Origin of the sequence: Actinopolyspora mzabensis (genome assembly GCF_900101095.1) — a bacterium.
GTDB lineage: Bacteria > Actinomycetota > Actinomycetes > Mycobacteriales > Pseudonocardiaceae > Actinopolyspora > Actinopolyspora mzabensis.
Genome location: NZ_FNFM01000005.1, coordinates 71,463 through 85,634 on the forward strand (window position 1 = coordinate 71,463; position 14,172 = coordinate 85,634).

General features: G+C 67.2%; 14 protein-coding genes. All 14 read left to right on the forward strand.

Going from position 1 to position 14,172, the window contains the following annotated elements; genetic code table 11:
- The first annotated feature begins 19 nt into the window (after positions 1 to 19).
- The 14 genes from BLR41_RS09395 to hypD all read left to right on the forward strand — a co-directional run bounded on the left by BLR41_RS09395 (position 20) and on the right by hypD (position 14,127).
- On the forward strand, positions 20 to 2,311 hold the full coding sequence (locus BLR41_RS09395; RefSeq protein WP_092627660.1) for a GmrSD restriction endonuclease domain-containing protein: 2,292 nt from the start codon (positions 20 to 22) through the stop codon (positions 2,309 to 2,311).
- A gap of 367 nt (positions 2,312 to 2,678) precedes the next feature.
- On the forward strand, positions 2,679 to 3,308 hold the full coding sequence (locus BLR41_RS09400; protein ID WP_092627661.1) for a D-sedoheptulose-7-phosphate isomerase: 630 nt from the start codon (positions 2,679 to 2,681) through the stop codon (positions 3,306 to 3,308).
- Positions 3,305 to 3,544 carry a HypC/HybG/HupF family hydrogenase formation chaperone gene (locus BLR41_RS09405; RefSeq protein ID WP_092627662.1) on the forward strand — a complete coding sequence of 80 codons (240 nt, stop codon included), beginning with the start codon at positions 3,305 to 3,307 and terminating at the stop codon, positions 3,542 to 3,544. Before BLR41_RS09400 ends, BLR41_RS09405 begins: the two co-directional genes overlap by 4 nt.
- Positions 3,545 to 3,642: 98 nt before the next feature.
- A complete protein-coding gene (locus BLR41_RS09410) occupies positions 3,643 to 4,353 on the forward strand; it encodes an SIS domain-containing protein (RefSeq protein WP_092627886.1) in 711 nt (236 codons plus the stop codon).
- A gap of 106 nt (positions 4,354 to 4,459) precedes the next feature.
- On the forward strand, positions 4,460 to 5,488 hold the full coding sequence (locus BLR41_RS09415) for an NADH-quinone oxidoreductase subunit B family protein (protein WP_342745356.1): 1,029 nt from the start codon (positions 4,460 to 4,462) through the stop codon (positions 5,486 to 5,488).
- 23 nt (positions 5,489 to 5,511) lie between these two features.
- Positions 5,512 to 7,302 carry a nickel-dependent hydrogenase large subunit gene (locus tag BLR41_RS09420; protein WP_092627663.1) on the forward strand — a complete coding sequence of 597 codons (1,791 nt, stop codon included), beginning with the start codon at positions 5,512 to 5,514 and terminating at the stop codon, positions 7,300 to 7,302.
- A 317-nt stretch (positions 7,303 to 7,619) separates the two neighbouring features.
- Complete coding sequence (locus BLR41_RS09425) at positions 7,620 to 8,561, forward strand: NifU family protein (RefSeq protein WP_176797905.1); 942 nt, start codon at positions 7,620 to 7,622, stop codon at positions 8,559 to 8,561.
- A complete protein-coding gene (locus tag BLR41_RS09430) occupies positions 8,558 to 9,280 on the forward strand; it encodes a DUF5947 family protein (RefSeq protein WP_218120037.1) in 723 nt (240 codons plus the stop codon). Before BLR41_RS09425 ends, BLR41_RS09430 begins: the two co-directional genes overlap by 4 nt.
- Positions 9,273 to 9,914, forward strand: a complete 642-nt coding sequence (locus BLR41_RS09435; protein WP_092627665.1) for a DUF6084 family protein — start codon at positions 9,273 to 9,275, stop codon at positions 9,912 to 9,914. The genes BLR41_RS09430 and BLR41_RS09435 overlap by 8 nt, the downstream gene beginning before the upstream one ends.
- A complete protein-coding gene (locus tag BLR41_RS09440; protein WP_176797906.1) occupies positions 9,911 to 11,512 on the forward strand; it encodes a proline-rich domain-containing protein in 1,602 nt (533 codons plus the stop codon). The genes BLR41_RS09435 and BLR41_RS09440 overlap by 4 nt, the downstream gene beginning before the upstream one ends.
- Positions 11,509 to 12,039, forward strand: coding sequence for a hydrogenase maturation protease (locus BLR41_RS09445; RefSeq protein ID WP_092627666.1), 531 nt, complete (start codon positions 11,509 to 11,511; stop codon positions 12,037 to 12,039). The genes BLR41_RS09440 and BLR41_RS09445 overlap by 4 nt, the downstream gene beginning before the upstream one ends.
- Positions 12,039 to 12,143: a DUF6893 family small protein gene (locus BLR41_RS23995; protein ID WP_425426900.1), complete on the forward strand. Its 105-nt coding sequence runs from the start codon at positions 12,039 to 12,041 to the stop codon at positions 12,141 to 12,143. Before BLR41_RS09445 ends, BLR41_RS23995 begins: the two co-directional genes overlap by 1 nt.
- A 155-nt stretch (positions 12,144 to 12,298) precedes the next feature.
- Entirely contained in the window at positions 12,299 to 12,571 is a 273-nt protein-coding gene (locus BLR41_RS09450) for a HypC/HybG/HupF family hydrogenase formation chaperone (protein ID WP_092627667.1), read from the forward strand.
- A gap of 431 nt (positions 12,572 to 13,002) precedes the next feature.
- Positions 13,003 to 14,127: a hydrogenase formation protein HypD gene (hypD, locus tag BLR41_RS09455; RefSeq protein ID WP_092627668.1), complete on the forward strand. Its 1,125-nt coding sequence runs from the start codon at positions 13,003 to 13,005 to the stop codon at positions 14,125 to 14,127.
- Positions 14,128 to 14,172: the final 45 nt, after the last annotated feature.

Here is a 14,172-nt window from a genome sequence, read left to right on the forward strand (position 1 = left end):
GACCACAGGAAGGAAGAACATGCCGACGCTTTCCGCACTGCTGTACCAGATCGACTCCGGTTCCGTGCTGCTTCCCGAGTTCCAGCGCGGCTACGTGTGGAACCGGGACCAGGTGCGGGAGTTGATGCAGTCGCTGTACCGGGGGCATCCCGTGGGCGGACTGCTGATGTGGGAGACCGACGCCGAAGGGGTTTCCGTCCGGGGTGACCCGGGAGGCCAACAGGGAAACCATCTGCTGTTGCTGGACGGTCAGCAGCGCATCACCTCGCTGTACGGCGTGGTGCGCGGCAAAGCCCCGGCGTTCTTCGAGGGGGACCCGTCGGTCTTCACCAATCTGTACTTCAACGTCGCCGAGGAGAAGTTCGAGTTCTACGCGCCGTCCAGGATGGCCGACGACTACCGCTGGGTGGACGTGACCAAACTGTTCCTGGAGAAGAATTTCGGCGACTACGTCAAGACATTCAGCCAGTACGATCCGGAGAACCTCAATGCTTATGTCGACCGGCTGAACCGGCTGCAGAATCTGATGGAACGCGAGTTCCATGCCGAGAAGATCATCGGTGACGACAAGAACGTGGACACGGTGGTCGACATCTTCAACCGGGTCAACTCGGGCGGGACGAAGTTGTCCAAGGGTGATCTCGCCCTGGCCAAGATCTGCTCGCAGTGGAGCGACGCGCGCGGCGAGATGCGCGAGAAGCTGCGGGAGTGGCAGGAGGCGGGCTTCGACTTCACGCTGGACTGGTTGCTGCGCAACGCCAACGCGGTGGCGACCGGCCGAGCCCTGTTCACCGCGCTGGACAACGTCTCGGCCGGGGACTTCCGAGACGCGCTGTACAGGTCCACCGGCTACATCGGCCGGTTCCTCGACCTGGTCTCCGGGCGGCTCGGCCTGGACCACGACCGGGTGCTGATGGCCCGCTACGCCTTCCCGGTGGTCTCGCGGTTGTTGGAACTCAACGGTGGCCGGTTCGACGACCGTTCCCACCAGGACAGGGTGCTGTACTGGTACGTCCACGCCGCGCTCTGGGGGCGCTTCGCGGGTTCCACCGAGACGTTCCTACAGAAGGACTACGAGACCGTCGAACGGTCCGGCATCGACGGGCTGATCACCTCGCTGGAGCGGTGGCGCGGCGGCAACCTCGACGTGCACGCGCACGACTTCGAGGGGTCGACCAAGGGATCACGCTTCTACCCGCTGCTGTACATGCTGACCAGGGTGAACCAGGCTTGCGACTTCGGCAGCGGTATGCCGTTGCGCGCCGACATGCTGGGCAGGAACTCCTCGCTGCAGGTGCACCACCTGTTCCCCAAATCGCTGCTGTACCAGGCCGGCTACGAGCGTTCCCAGGTCAACGCAATCGCCAACTTCTGCTTCCTCACCCAGGACACCAACCTCGTGGTGGGAAACCGGCCGCCCGAGGAGTACTTCGCCGAGGTAGAGGAGAAACACCCCGGTGTCCTGGCCTCGCAGTGGATCCCCAACGATCCGGAACTGTGGAAGATCGAACGCTATCCCGACTTCCTGCAGGCACGGCGCGAGCTGCTGGCCGAGGCGGCGCAGTCGTTCCTGACCGAGCTGCGCACCGGGGAAGAGACCGCCGACCGGGAAGAGCTGCAACCGCTGTCCATCGCCGGGGACGACGACATGGACGCCCGTGTCGCCCAGGTCAACGGGCTCATCTCCGAGCTGGTCGAGCTCGGCTGCGCACCTCCGTCCACCGACACCGAGATCGCCGATCCCCGCACCGGTCGGGCGTTGGCCGTGGCCGAGGCGTTCTGGCCCGAAGGGTTGCAGACCGGGCAGGGGAGTCCGGTGGTACTCGAACTCGACACCGCCGACGCCGACCTGCCCCGACTGGAGGAGCTCGGCTACGAGGTGTTCACCTCGGTCGACGCGCTGCGCGGTTACGTGCGGCGCCGCAACCGCAACGAGCCGGAGCCCGAGCCGGACTCCGATGCCGACTCCGCCGCGACCGAGCAGTCCCGTGAGCCCGACCCCGTGCGGGAACCGTTGGTGGCCGAGTTCGAGCAGCGGATGCGTTCGCTGTACGAGCGAGGCCGAAAGGAGGCGCACTACACCGCCACGTACTTCCTGAGCATGCTCGCCGAGCACGGCGGACTGTCCACCGCGCACAAACTTCTCGCCGGTGGGGGCGTCTCCGACGGGTTCGCCGCGCTCTGGGAACGCGGCAGGCTCGACCTCACCGTCGAAGCACTGGCCACCGAGCCGCGGTTCGCCGAGCTGTTCTCGACCGATGAGTTGCGGACGGCCGAGCACCGACTCAGCCAGTTCGGCTACGCCACCTGAGCCGAGTTCCGCCGGTCGGTCAGTGGTGATGCTCGGTGGGTGATCCGTTGCCTCTCGCGACGGATCACCCGCCGCTCCCGCACGGTGATCCGGCATCGCGTCACCAGAGGACGTGGGGGCGGTGCCGGATCCCGCGGGATTCGTCAACAACGACACGCCGATTCCCGGTTTTTCGGGATAATTTCCGACGTTTTCGTGTGCAATTCTGGAACCGTCTCATTTTCTCGGTTCGCGTCGTGGTAATGTTTTCACGAATTTCGCTCGTCGATTCGTGGTGCGCTGCTGAATTCCAATATCAAGTTGTGAACTGATTCACTCTGTTCTAGCTTGGGTGATGCCGCATACCACCACAAGGAAGTGATCACCGATGTCATCGTCCCCGGACAACGGTGCACACGAAACGGTCGATCGCCTGTTTGAACGTCGTGTCGAACCCGTCAATCAAATCCTGGCGAACGCCGAGAACGTGGCCCGAGCCTGTCATGCCGTTGCCCGAAGATTCCACGAGGGTGGAAAACTGGTCGTTTTCGGAAACGGCGGGGCGAGTACCGACGCGCAGCACGTCGCCGTCGAGTTCGTGCATCCGGTGATCGTCGGCAAACGAGCCCTGCCCGCCGTCTCACTGACCTCCGACGTGGCCACGGTCACCGGAGTCGCCACCGGCAGCGCCGAGGGGCTGGACGAGGTGTTCGCCCACCAGATCCGGCACCTGGCCGACCCGGGCGACATCGCGCTGGGAATCTCCACCGACGGGAACTGCGCCAACGTGCTGCGCGGACTGCGGGAGAGCGGCGATCTCGGGCTGCTGACCGTCGGCCTGGTCGGTGGCGACGGCGGGGCGATGGCGGATTCCGGCACCGACCACGTGCTCACGGCGCGAGCCACCGATCCGCGCGTGGTCAAGGAAGTGCACGTGACCATGTACCACATCCTCTGGGAACTGGTGCACGTTTTCCTCGAGCAGCCCGGCGCACTGACCTCGGAAGTGACGGTATGAGCGAGGAACCGCTTCCCGACCCGGTGCCCTCCGGCGCGAGCTGCGACGGACAGCACTGCGTGACCTGCTCGGACGAGGCGGTGCGCGTCACGGTGCTGCGGCTGCTCGCGGACGGCATGGCCGACGTGGAAACCGAACTGGGAACCGAACGGATCAGTGTCGCGCTGGTTCCGGCCGCCGTCGGCGACACGGTGCTCGTGCACGCGGGCGAGGCCATCGCGACCGTCGAGGAGTGAACACCGTGGACCAGACCGACACCCACACCGGACCCGCCGCTCACCCCGCTCCCGCCACTCAAACCGGCACCGGTCCCGACGCCGGACCGGCGAGCGGCATCGGATCGGCGGGCGACATCGGATCGGCGGGGACGCTGTACCCGTTCCTGACCAACGCGCCGGTCGACGTCGACGCCGTGTTCGACCAGGTGCGTCACTCCATCGAGGCCAAGGCCCACGAGATCAGGGAGCTGCGGGTCGAGGTGCACCGGCGTGACGGTGCCAACCTCCTCCGCTGCGCCGAAGCGATGGCCGAACGCTTCGCCGTGGGCGGCAGGCTGCTCGCCTTCGGCAACGGGGGCAGTTCCACCGACGCCCAGGAGATAGCGAGCCAGTTCCTGCATCCCGACGCGGGCGGCACCGCGCTGCCCGCACTCGGGCTGACCAGCGATATCGCGGTCGTCACCGCGCTGTGCAACGACGTCGGCTTCGACGTCATCTTCGCCAGGCAGCTCGGCGCGTTCGGCGGCCCCAACGACATCGCCGTCGGCATCTCGACCAGCGGAAACTCGGCCAACCTGCTCGCGGGCTTCGAGGAGGCCAGGAGCAGGGGGATGCTGACCGTCGGCATCGCGGGCTACGAGGGCGGCAAGATGTCCGAATCGGACAGCATCGATCACCTGTTCGTGGTGCCCTCACCCTCCGTGCACCGCATTCAGGAAGCCCAGACCACGCTCTACCACGCGCTCTGGGAGCTCACCCAATCCGCGCTCTCCCGGAACCGGGACGGTGCGGCACCGCAGGGCACACCGGCCTCGATGCGTGAGTGAGGAGTGATCCGACGTGGCACCGACCAACGAACGACACATGAAACCCGTTCCCGACCAGGACCCGACCACCCGCGGGGCGGGGGCCGAGAGCGAGACCGGAGACGGCATGCCGGGGCCGGTTCACATTCTGTGGATCAACGCCGGACTCAGCTGCGACGGTGACTCCGTCTCGCTGACCGCGGCCATGCAGCCCAGCATCGAGGAAATCGTGCTGGGGGCGCTTCCCGGGCTACCCGAGGTGCAGGTGCACTGGCCGCTGATCGACTTCGAGAGCGGCCCCGAGCAGGGCGCGGACACCTTCATCGAGTGGTTCCACAAGGCCGACCGCGGTGAGCTCGAACCCTTCCTGCTGGTCATCGAGGGCTCGATCCCCAACGAGGCCATCAAGGAGGAGGGCTACTGGTGCGGGTTCGGCAACGACCCCAACACCGGCCAGCCCATCACCACCAGCGAGTGGATCGACCGGCTCGCCCCCAAGGCGCTGGGCATCGTGGCCACCGGAACCTGCGCCACCTACGGCGGGATACACGCGATGGCGGGAAACCCCACCGGGGCCATGGGGGTGCCGGACTACCTGGGCTGGCAGTGGAAGTCCAAGGCCGGGCTGCCGATCGTGTGCGTTCCAGGCTGCCCGGTGCAGCCGGACAACATGTCCGAGACGCTGCTGTACCTGCTCTACCAGGTCGCCGGGCAGGCTCCGATGATCCCGCTGGACGACGCGCTGCGGCCGAAGTGGCTGTTCAGCATCACCGTCCACGAGGGCTGCGACCGGGGCGGCTACTACGAGCAGGGGCAGTTCACCGAGCACTACGGCACCCCCGAGTGCCTGGTCAAGATCGGCTGCTGGGGACCGGTCGTGCAGTGCAACGTGACCAAACGCGGCTGGATGGACGGCATCGGCGGCTGCCCCAACGTGGGCGGCATCTGCATCGGATGCACCATGCCCGGTTTCCCGGACAAGTTCATGCCGTTCATGGACGAACCCCCCGGTGCGCTGCTGTCCACCGCCGCGATCGGCGGCTACGGCGCCGCGATCCGCAGACTCCGCGGTATCACCCGCAGAACCGCGGACAAGGAACCGTCCTGGCGCGGCAAAGGACGTGAGCTTTACACCGGTTACCTGCCGACCTGGTGATCCGATCCGAGGAAGGTACCCACATGACACAGACCGATCCCGCCGCCAAGACGGGAAAGTCGAAATCCGATCTGATGGAGATGTCCTGGGATCCGATCACCAGGATAGTCGGCAGCCTCGGTATCTACACCAAGATCGACTGGGAGGCCAGACGGGTGGTTGAGTGCTACAGCACCTCCTCGATCTTCCGCGGCTACAGCATCTTCATGAAGGGCAAGGACCCCCGCGACGCGCACTTCATCACCAGCCGCATCTGCGGCATCTGCGGGGACAACCACGCCACCTGCTCGGTCTACAGCCAGAACATGGCCTACGGGGTCAAGCCACCCAAACTGGGGGAGTGGATCATCAACCTCGGCGAGGCCGCCGAGTACATGTTCGACCACAACATCTACCAGGAGAACCTGGTCGGGGTCGACTACTGCGAGAAGATGATCCGCGAGACCAACCCCGGCGTGCTGGAACTGGCCGAACGAACCGAGGCCCCCAACGCCTCCGAGCACGGCTACCGCACCATCGCCGACATCATGCGGGCGCTCAACCCGCTGGAGGGTGAGTTCTACCGGGAAGCACTGCAGATCAGCAGGCTCACCCGCGAGATGTTCTGCCTCATGGAGGGACGGCACGTCCACCCCTCCACGCTGTACCCCGGCGGGGTGGGAACGGTCGCCACGGTGCAGCTGTTCACCGACTACCTCACCCGGCTGATGCGCTACGTCGAGTTCATGAAGCGCTGCGTGCCGATGCACGACGACCTGTTCGACTTCATCTACGAGGCCATGCCCGGCTACGAGGAGGTCGGCAGGCGCCGGATCATGCTCGCCTGCTGGGGCAGCCTCAACGACCCGGACCACTGCGACTTCCAGTACGAGAACATGAACAACTGGGGCCGCAAGATGTTCGTCACGCCGGGCATCGTCGTGGACGGGCAGCTGGTCACCACCGATCTGGTCGACATCAACCTGGGCATCCGGATCCTGCTCGGCAGCTCCTACTACGAGGACTGGCAGGGCCAGGAGACGTTCGTCGACCGCGACCCGCTGGGCAACCCGGTCGACCAGCGCCACCCCTGGAACCAGCACACCATTCCCAAACCGGCCAAGCGGGACTTCGACGACAAGTACTCCTGGGTGATGTCGCCGCGCTGGTTCGACGGTTCCGAGCACCTGGCGCTGGACACCGGCGGCGGTCCCATCGCGCGGTTGTGGACCACCGCGCTGGCCGGGCTGGTGGACATGGGCAACGTCCGTGCCACCGGCCACAGTGTGGAGATCAACCTGCCCAAGAGCGCCACCATGGGCGAGCGCACGCTGGAGTGGAAGATTCCGAAGTGGAGCAACGCCATCGAGCGCAACCGGGCCCGGACCTACTTCCAGGCCTACTGCGCGGCGGCGGCGCTGCACTTCGTGGACAAGGCACTGGCCGAGGTCCGCGGCGGCAACACGCAGACCTGGGAACCGTTCGACGTGCCCAACGAGAGCGTGGGCTGCGGCTTCACCGAAGCCGTGCGCGGGGTGCTCTCGCACCACATGGTGGTGCAGAACGGCAAGATCGCCAACTACCACCCCTACCCGCCGACGCCGTGGAACGCCAGCGTGCGCGACTCCTTCGGAACCCCGGGGCCCTACGAGGACGCGGTGCAGAACACCCCGATCTTCGAGGAGAACACCCCGGAGAACTTCAAGGGAATCGACATCATGCGCGCCGTGCGCAGCTTCGATCCCTGCCTGCCGTGCGGGGTGCACATGTACACCGGCGACGGCTTCGAGCTGGACAAGACGCACACCCCCCACGCCTTCGACAGCCAGACTTGATCGGGTTTCCCGGTCGGGTTGGCGGGGTGGTCAGGTAGCGGAACCTCTCGCACGGCTCTCGCTCCGGGAGGCCCGACATCGAGTAGGCACCTACGCCACGTCGGGCCTTCCTCGCGGGAGCCGCACGCGAGAACCCGCGGATGGTTGGGCTGCGAGAGCGGATTATCGCGCCGCGCACCGCAGGAACCACCCGATCCGCCACCTGCTCCGGAAGACCCCGGTTACACACCAGTCGTACAACTCCGAACGATCGTTCCGGTGACCACGCTTCCGGCGGGCGCCGGGACGTGACCCACTCACGCGAGGACTCCCCACTGATGACGCAATCCACCACCACGGGGACACCGCCGCGGGCGGAGTCCCAGCAGGACGACGCGAGCGCGGTCGCCGCCCGCGTGGACGAGCTGCTCGGCAAGTTCGACAACGTCGAGACACCCGGCGTCCGCGAGGCCGCCGAGGACCTCGTCGCCACCATCATGCGGTTCTACGGCTCCGGAATCGAACGGATCACGACACTGCTGGCCGAGCACCGTTCCGGCTCCGAGCTGCTCGACCGGTTGGCGACCGACGAGCTGGTCGGTGGACTGTTCGCGCTGCACGATCTGCACCCGGTTCCGGTGCGGGAGCGCGTGTCCGACGCGCTGGACAGCGTGCGGCCCTACCTCGGCTCGCACTCCGGGGACGTGGAGCTGCTCGACATCGACGAGGAAGGTGTCGTGCGGCTGCGGTTGAAGGGAAACTGCGACGGCTGCCCGTCCTCGGCCGTCACGGTGAAACTGGCCATCGAGGACGCCGTCCGCAAGGCGGCCCCGGAGATCGCCGACATCGCCGTGGAGGGCATGGCCCAACCGGAAACCACCGCCACCGGACCCGGCGGCCGACCGCTGCTGCCGCTGGCGACCGGTTCGGACAACGGCGCGACGCCCTCGGTCGAGACCGCGGAGTGGGTGAACCTGGACGAGCTCGTGAGCCTGTCCGAGGGCGAGCTCACCTCGGTCGGGATCGGTGGCGCGAGCGTGCTGGTGTGCAACGCGGCCGGAGTGCTCTACGCCTACCGGGATCGTTGCCCCGCCTGCGGGACGGAACTGGGGCAGGCGGAGTTGCACGGCGGTGAGCTGCGGTGTCCCGGCTGCGCGCGAAGTTACGACGTACGGCTGGCGGGTCGGGAGGAGCAGGAGTCGAACCTGCACCTGGAACCGCTGCCGCTGCTGGCCGACGACGGTGGTGTCCGCCTCGCGGTTCCGGAGGTCGCGCGGTGAGACCGGAGACATCCCCCACCTCCGCGACCTCCGGAACCGCGGGCACCACTGACCCCGGTGGGCTGCGCCGCTTCCTGCGTCCTCGCGGGGAGTCCGCCCGAGCCGAACGCGCGCCCGGCACCAGCTGCGAGATGTGTTCGGAACAGCTGTGGGAAACGGGGCACTCCCACGTGGTCAACGTGGAAAACCGCCGCATCCTGTGCACCTGCCGCGCCTGCTACCTGCTTTTCACCCACCCGGGCGCGGGCAGCGGCAAACACCGCGCGGTCCCGGAGCGCTACCGCTACGCACCGACCTTTCCGCCGGGCGTCGCGCTGTGGGAGGCCACCGGCATACCCGTCGGCATGGCCTTCGCCTTCCGCAGCTCGACCACCGGTCCGGTGCTGTTCTACCCCAGCCCGGCGGGAGCCACCGAGGCGACGCTGCCGCCGAAGGACTGGGACGAGGTGACAGCCGGTGAACCGGCCTTCGCCGACATCGCCGAGGACGTGGAGGCACTGCTGATCAACCAGCTCGGCGAGTCCGGCACCGAGTTCGAGGGTTTCCTGGTGCCGATCGACACCTGCTACCGGCTGGTCGGGCTGGTCCGCACGTACTGGCGCGGTTTCGACGGCGGCAGCCAGGCCCGCGAGCACATCGAGGAGTTCTTCACCGGGCTCCGGCAGCGCGGGGAGCGGGTCGGTTCCGCGCAGCCCGGATGGGAGCGCGGCGATGGCTGACCTCTCCGTCACGTGCGAGGACGTGCGCTGCGAACGCTACGGCGCCGGCCCCACCCTGCTGTTCCGGCTGCGCATCGACGAGTCCGGCGAGGACCCGATCCACGCGATATCGCTGCGCTGCGCCATCGACATCGAGCCCCGCAAGCGGGACTACGACGGCTCCGAGGAGGAACTGCTCGGCCACCTCTTCGGCGGGCGGGACCGCTGGGGCCACACGCTGCGGAACCTGCGGTTCGCCAACGTGGCCACGCAGGTGCCCGGATTCACCGACTCCATCCGGGTGGACGTTCCCGTGCCCTGCACCTTCGACATGGAGGTGGCCTCGGGAAAGTACCTGCACTCGTTGCGCTCCGGTTCGGTGCCGATGGTGCTGCTGTTCAGCGGCACCGTCTTCGGCAAGGGCGCCAACGGTTTCTGGGTCCACCAGGTCCCCTGGGAGCTGGAGGCCGACTACGCCATGCCGATCGAGGTGTGGCAGCGGCTCAAGGAGCTGTACTTCCCGCGGGCCGACTGGGTCCGCCTGCACCGCGACACGGTGGACGCCCTGCTGCGCTACCAGTCGCGGCACGCGATCCCCACCTGGGACGCCGCCATCGGAACGCTGCTGGACAACGCGGGCGAGGTGACCCCGTGACCGAACTGTTCGACAAGGCGAGGGCGGTGGCCGACGCCGTCCTCTACGAGGGGTACCTGCTCTACCCCTACACCGCCGACTCACCGAAGAACCAGGTGCGCTGGCAGTTCGGGGTGCTGATGCCGCCGAGCCACGCCGACGACTCGATCGGGGAGTACACCGACCTGCGCACCGAATGCCTGCTGGAGGCGCCGGAGGACGCCCGGGTGCACGTCCGGCTGCGCTTCCTGCGCATCCAGCAGCGCTCGGTCGAATCGCTCGACGAGCGGGGGCAGTACCGCCGGGTCGCATCGCTGCCGGTCGGCGACCGCGTGATCGAGGAGTTCGACGAGGCGGTCGAGCAGGAACACGACCTGCTGGTCCGGCTCGGTGACCTGATCGACGGCGGATGCGAGCTCGCCGTTCGCGACGACGCCGCCCGCAGCACCGAGGAGGTCCGCGACCAGACAGGGGAGCTCCGCGGGCGGATCGTTCGCGAACTGCGTCCGCTGCGGGGCAGGCTGCGGGTCGACGCCGAGCGGATCGCGGGCCCCTACGGCGGTCTGCGGCTGCGGGTGAGTGTGGTCAACACCTCCGAGTGGCGGGCAGCGGACGCCGACAGGCAGCGGGCACTGCGTCACGCCTTCGTGGCGACCCATCTGCTGCTCGGCCTGGATCAGGGGTCGCTGCTGTCCTCGATGGACCCCCCGGAATGGGCGGCCGCCGCGGTGGCCGAATGCGAGAACGTGCGCTGCTGGCCCGTGCTGTTGGGGCCCGGGAACCGGAGTGCCGCGGTGCTGGCGGCTCCGATCATCCTCTACGACGATCCGCGGGTGGCCCCGGAGAGCCCGCGGCAGCTGCACGACGCCACCGAGATCGACGAGATTCTGACGCTGCGCACCATGGCGCTGACCGAGCAGGAGAAACAGCAGGCCAGGCAGACCGACGAGCGAGCTCGCGACATCATCGACGGCGTCGACGACATGCCGCCCGAGATGCTGGAACGGCTGCACGGCACGCTGCGATACCTGCGGGAGTCGGTGCCGGATCAGGGGAACTCACCGGATCAGGGAAGCCCACAAGAGCAGCGGAGTTCGCAGCAGCGGAACTCACAGCCGGGAAGTCCGGAGCACGAGGGCCCGCGGCACGAGGTTTCGCCGTCGAGCCCGCATGTGGAAACGGACCTCCCCGCCCCGCCCGGTTCGTCCGGCGCGGGAATCTCCGGCGAGGCCGCGGGACCGTTCCCCGAGCCCGGTGTCCCCTGGTGGGATCCCGGTGCCGACGCCGCGGTCTCGCCGGAGAACGACAGCGTCGAGGTGGACGGGCAGTCGGTGTCCAACGGCAGCAAGGTCACCCTGCGGCCCCGTAGTGGCGGCGATGCGCAGGACATGTTCCTGACCGGGCGCATCGCCACGGTGCGCGCCGTGTACTTCGACGTGGACGGTGGCAGTCACCTCGCCGTGACCCTGGACGACGATCCGGGAGCGGAGATCCAGGGTGCCAACGGGCGGTTCCGCTACTTCGGCACCGAGGAGGTCAGTCCGCTGGCAGGTGCGGCGGACCCGTCCGGACGACCGGAGGAAGCCGCGCCGGCCGGTGAGCACGAGGTGCGGCGATGAGCCGCCGGGTGCTGATCGCGGGTATCGGCAACATCTTCCTCGGCGACGACGGGTTCGGTCCCGAGGTCGGTCGCGCGCTCGCCGAGACCGAGCTGCCCGAGGGGGTTTGGGCGGGCGACTACGGCACCAGCGGGATGCATCTCGCGTTCGACCTGCTCGACGGTTACGCGACCACCGTGCTGGTCGACGCCGTGTCCAGGGGTGATCCGCCGGGGACGCTGACCCTGCTACGGCCCACCGACATCGGGCACGCCGACAGGCGGGACACCGCGACGCTGACCGACGCGCACGGTATGCAGCCCGATGTGGTGCTGGACCTGGTCACCCTGCTGGGCGGTGATCCCGGACGGGTTTTCGTGCTCGGCTGCGAACCCGCCGAGCTGGAACAGCGCATCGGCCTGAGCCGGATCGTGGAACGTGCCGTGCCGGCGGCGGTACGGCGGGTTCACGAACTGGTACGCGCCGAACCTGACGGATCCGAGTCGGCCGGACTCGGACGAGGAGTCGTCGAAGGAGGTGATCGGTAGTGCGCCGTTTTCTGTTCCTGGTGCTGGTGGTGGGAGTGATCGCCACGCTGGCGTGGTTGTTCGGCCCGGACGTGAAGCGCTACGTGCGGATCAGCCGCATGTGACCGCCCGCGCTCTCGGCGCGGCGATTTCGCGAGAAATCGACGGACGAATGGTGTGGCCGCCACCGGCCGTACCGTCCACCGGCACCGCCGCGAGAGGTTCCGCCGAGTGACCGCCCCAGCAAGGCGAACAACGAGCTGCAACGAGGAGAACGTGAATGTGTCTGGGAATTCCGGGTGAAGTGGTAGAAGTACTACCGGACCGGCCCGATCTGGCCAAGGTGGACGTCAGCGGGGTGCGTCGAAACATCAATATCGGTCTGCTCGACGACGACCGTCCGGTGGCCGGTGACTGGATTCTGATCCACGTGGGATTCGCGCTTTCCAAGATCGACGAGCAGGAGGCGCAGGCCGCACTGGAATTCCTGGAGGACATCGGGAAGGCCTACGAGGACGAGTTGGAAGCGCTGCAGGACTCCTACATCGACTGAGCGAATTGTGTCCGCGTTTTCGCGGGGGCTCGGGTGGCGGAACCTCTCGCAGCGCTCTCGCTGCGGGTGCCCCGACATCGGGTAGTTACTACACAACGTCGGGCCTTCCTCGCCAGAGCCGCACGGGAGAACCCGCGGCGGTGCCGATTGCGAGGGTGGTGGGAGTCCGGAAGCGGGAGTGCCGAAGAAAACCGGTGGGACGCTACTTCTGGCGAGCTCATCGAGACTCGAAAACGCACTGCCAGTGGGTGTGATCGTTTCAGGGCGTGTCGGTCGGGCGTATTCGGGATCGTGTGGGATGAATTCGTCGAGTTGGTCGATCCGGTGATGTGAGAACTGTTTTGATCCGATGGATTCCCGTTTCGGGCTGTTCGTGGCCGATCGATTTTCGTCTCGTCTGATTTCACCCGAAAGGTTTCGGAGGAGGTGCCATGAAGTTCGTCGACGAGTACCGCGACGCGGACAAGGCGCGTGCGCTCTCGGCCAAGATAACCGAACTGTGCGAGCCGGGCAGGCAGTACAAGTTCATGGAGGTGTGCGGTGGCCACACCCACACCATCTACAAGCACGGTCTGGAGGACTACCTCCCCGAGAACATCTCGCTGATCCACGGGCCCGGCTGCCCGGTCTGCGTGATCCCGATGGGCAGGGTGGACGACTCCATCCACATCGCCAGGCAGCCGGGGGTGCTGATGACCTCCTTCGGCGACATGATGCGGGTGCCCGGCAGCAACGGGTCGTTCTTCGACTCCAACGCCGAGGGCACCAACATCCGGATGGTCTACTCCCCGCTGGACGCCCTCAAGCTGGCGCGGCAGAACCCCGAACAGCACGTGGTCTTCATGGCGATCGGATTCGAGACCACCGCCCCCTCCACCGCGATGACGCTGCTGCGCGCCCGGTCCGAGGGGCTGGCGAACTTCTCGGTGTTCTGCAACCACGTCACCGTCATCCCGGCGATCAAAGCCATCCTCGACTCGCCGGACCTGCGGCTGGACGGCTTCATCGGACCCGGACACGTCTCCACGGTGATCGGCTGCAAGCCCTACGAGTTCATCGCCCGCGACTACCGCAAACCACTGGTGGTGGCCGGTTTCGAGCCGCTGGACATCCTGCAGTCGATCTACATGCTGATGCTGCAGCTGGCCGAGAACCGCTCGGAGGTGGAGAACCAGTACTCGCGGGTCGTGCCGTGGAACGGCAACGAGGTGGCGCTGGACGCCATCAACCGGACCATGGAACTGCGGCCCTACTTCGAGTGGCGCGGTCTGGGCTTCATCTCGAACTCGGCCACCCGGCTGCGCGAGGAGTTCGCCGACTTCGACGCCGAACGCCGCTTCGAACTGCCGGGCGTGCGCGTGGCCGACCCCAAGGCCTGCCAGTGCGGCGAGGTGCTCAAGGGCGTGCTCAAGCCCTGGGAGTGCAAGGTGTTCGGCACCGCCTGCACCCCGGAGACCCCGATCGGCACCTGCATGGTCTCCCCGGAGGGGGCCTGCGCCGCCTACTACAACTTCGGCCGGTTCAGCCGGGAACGCGTCAAGGAGGCGAGCAAGTAGTGAGCATCGAGAACGAGACCGGCACGGAGTCGATCTCCGCAGCGA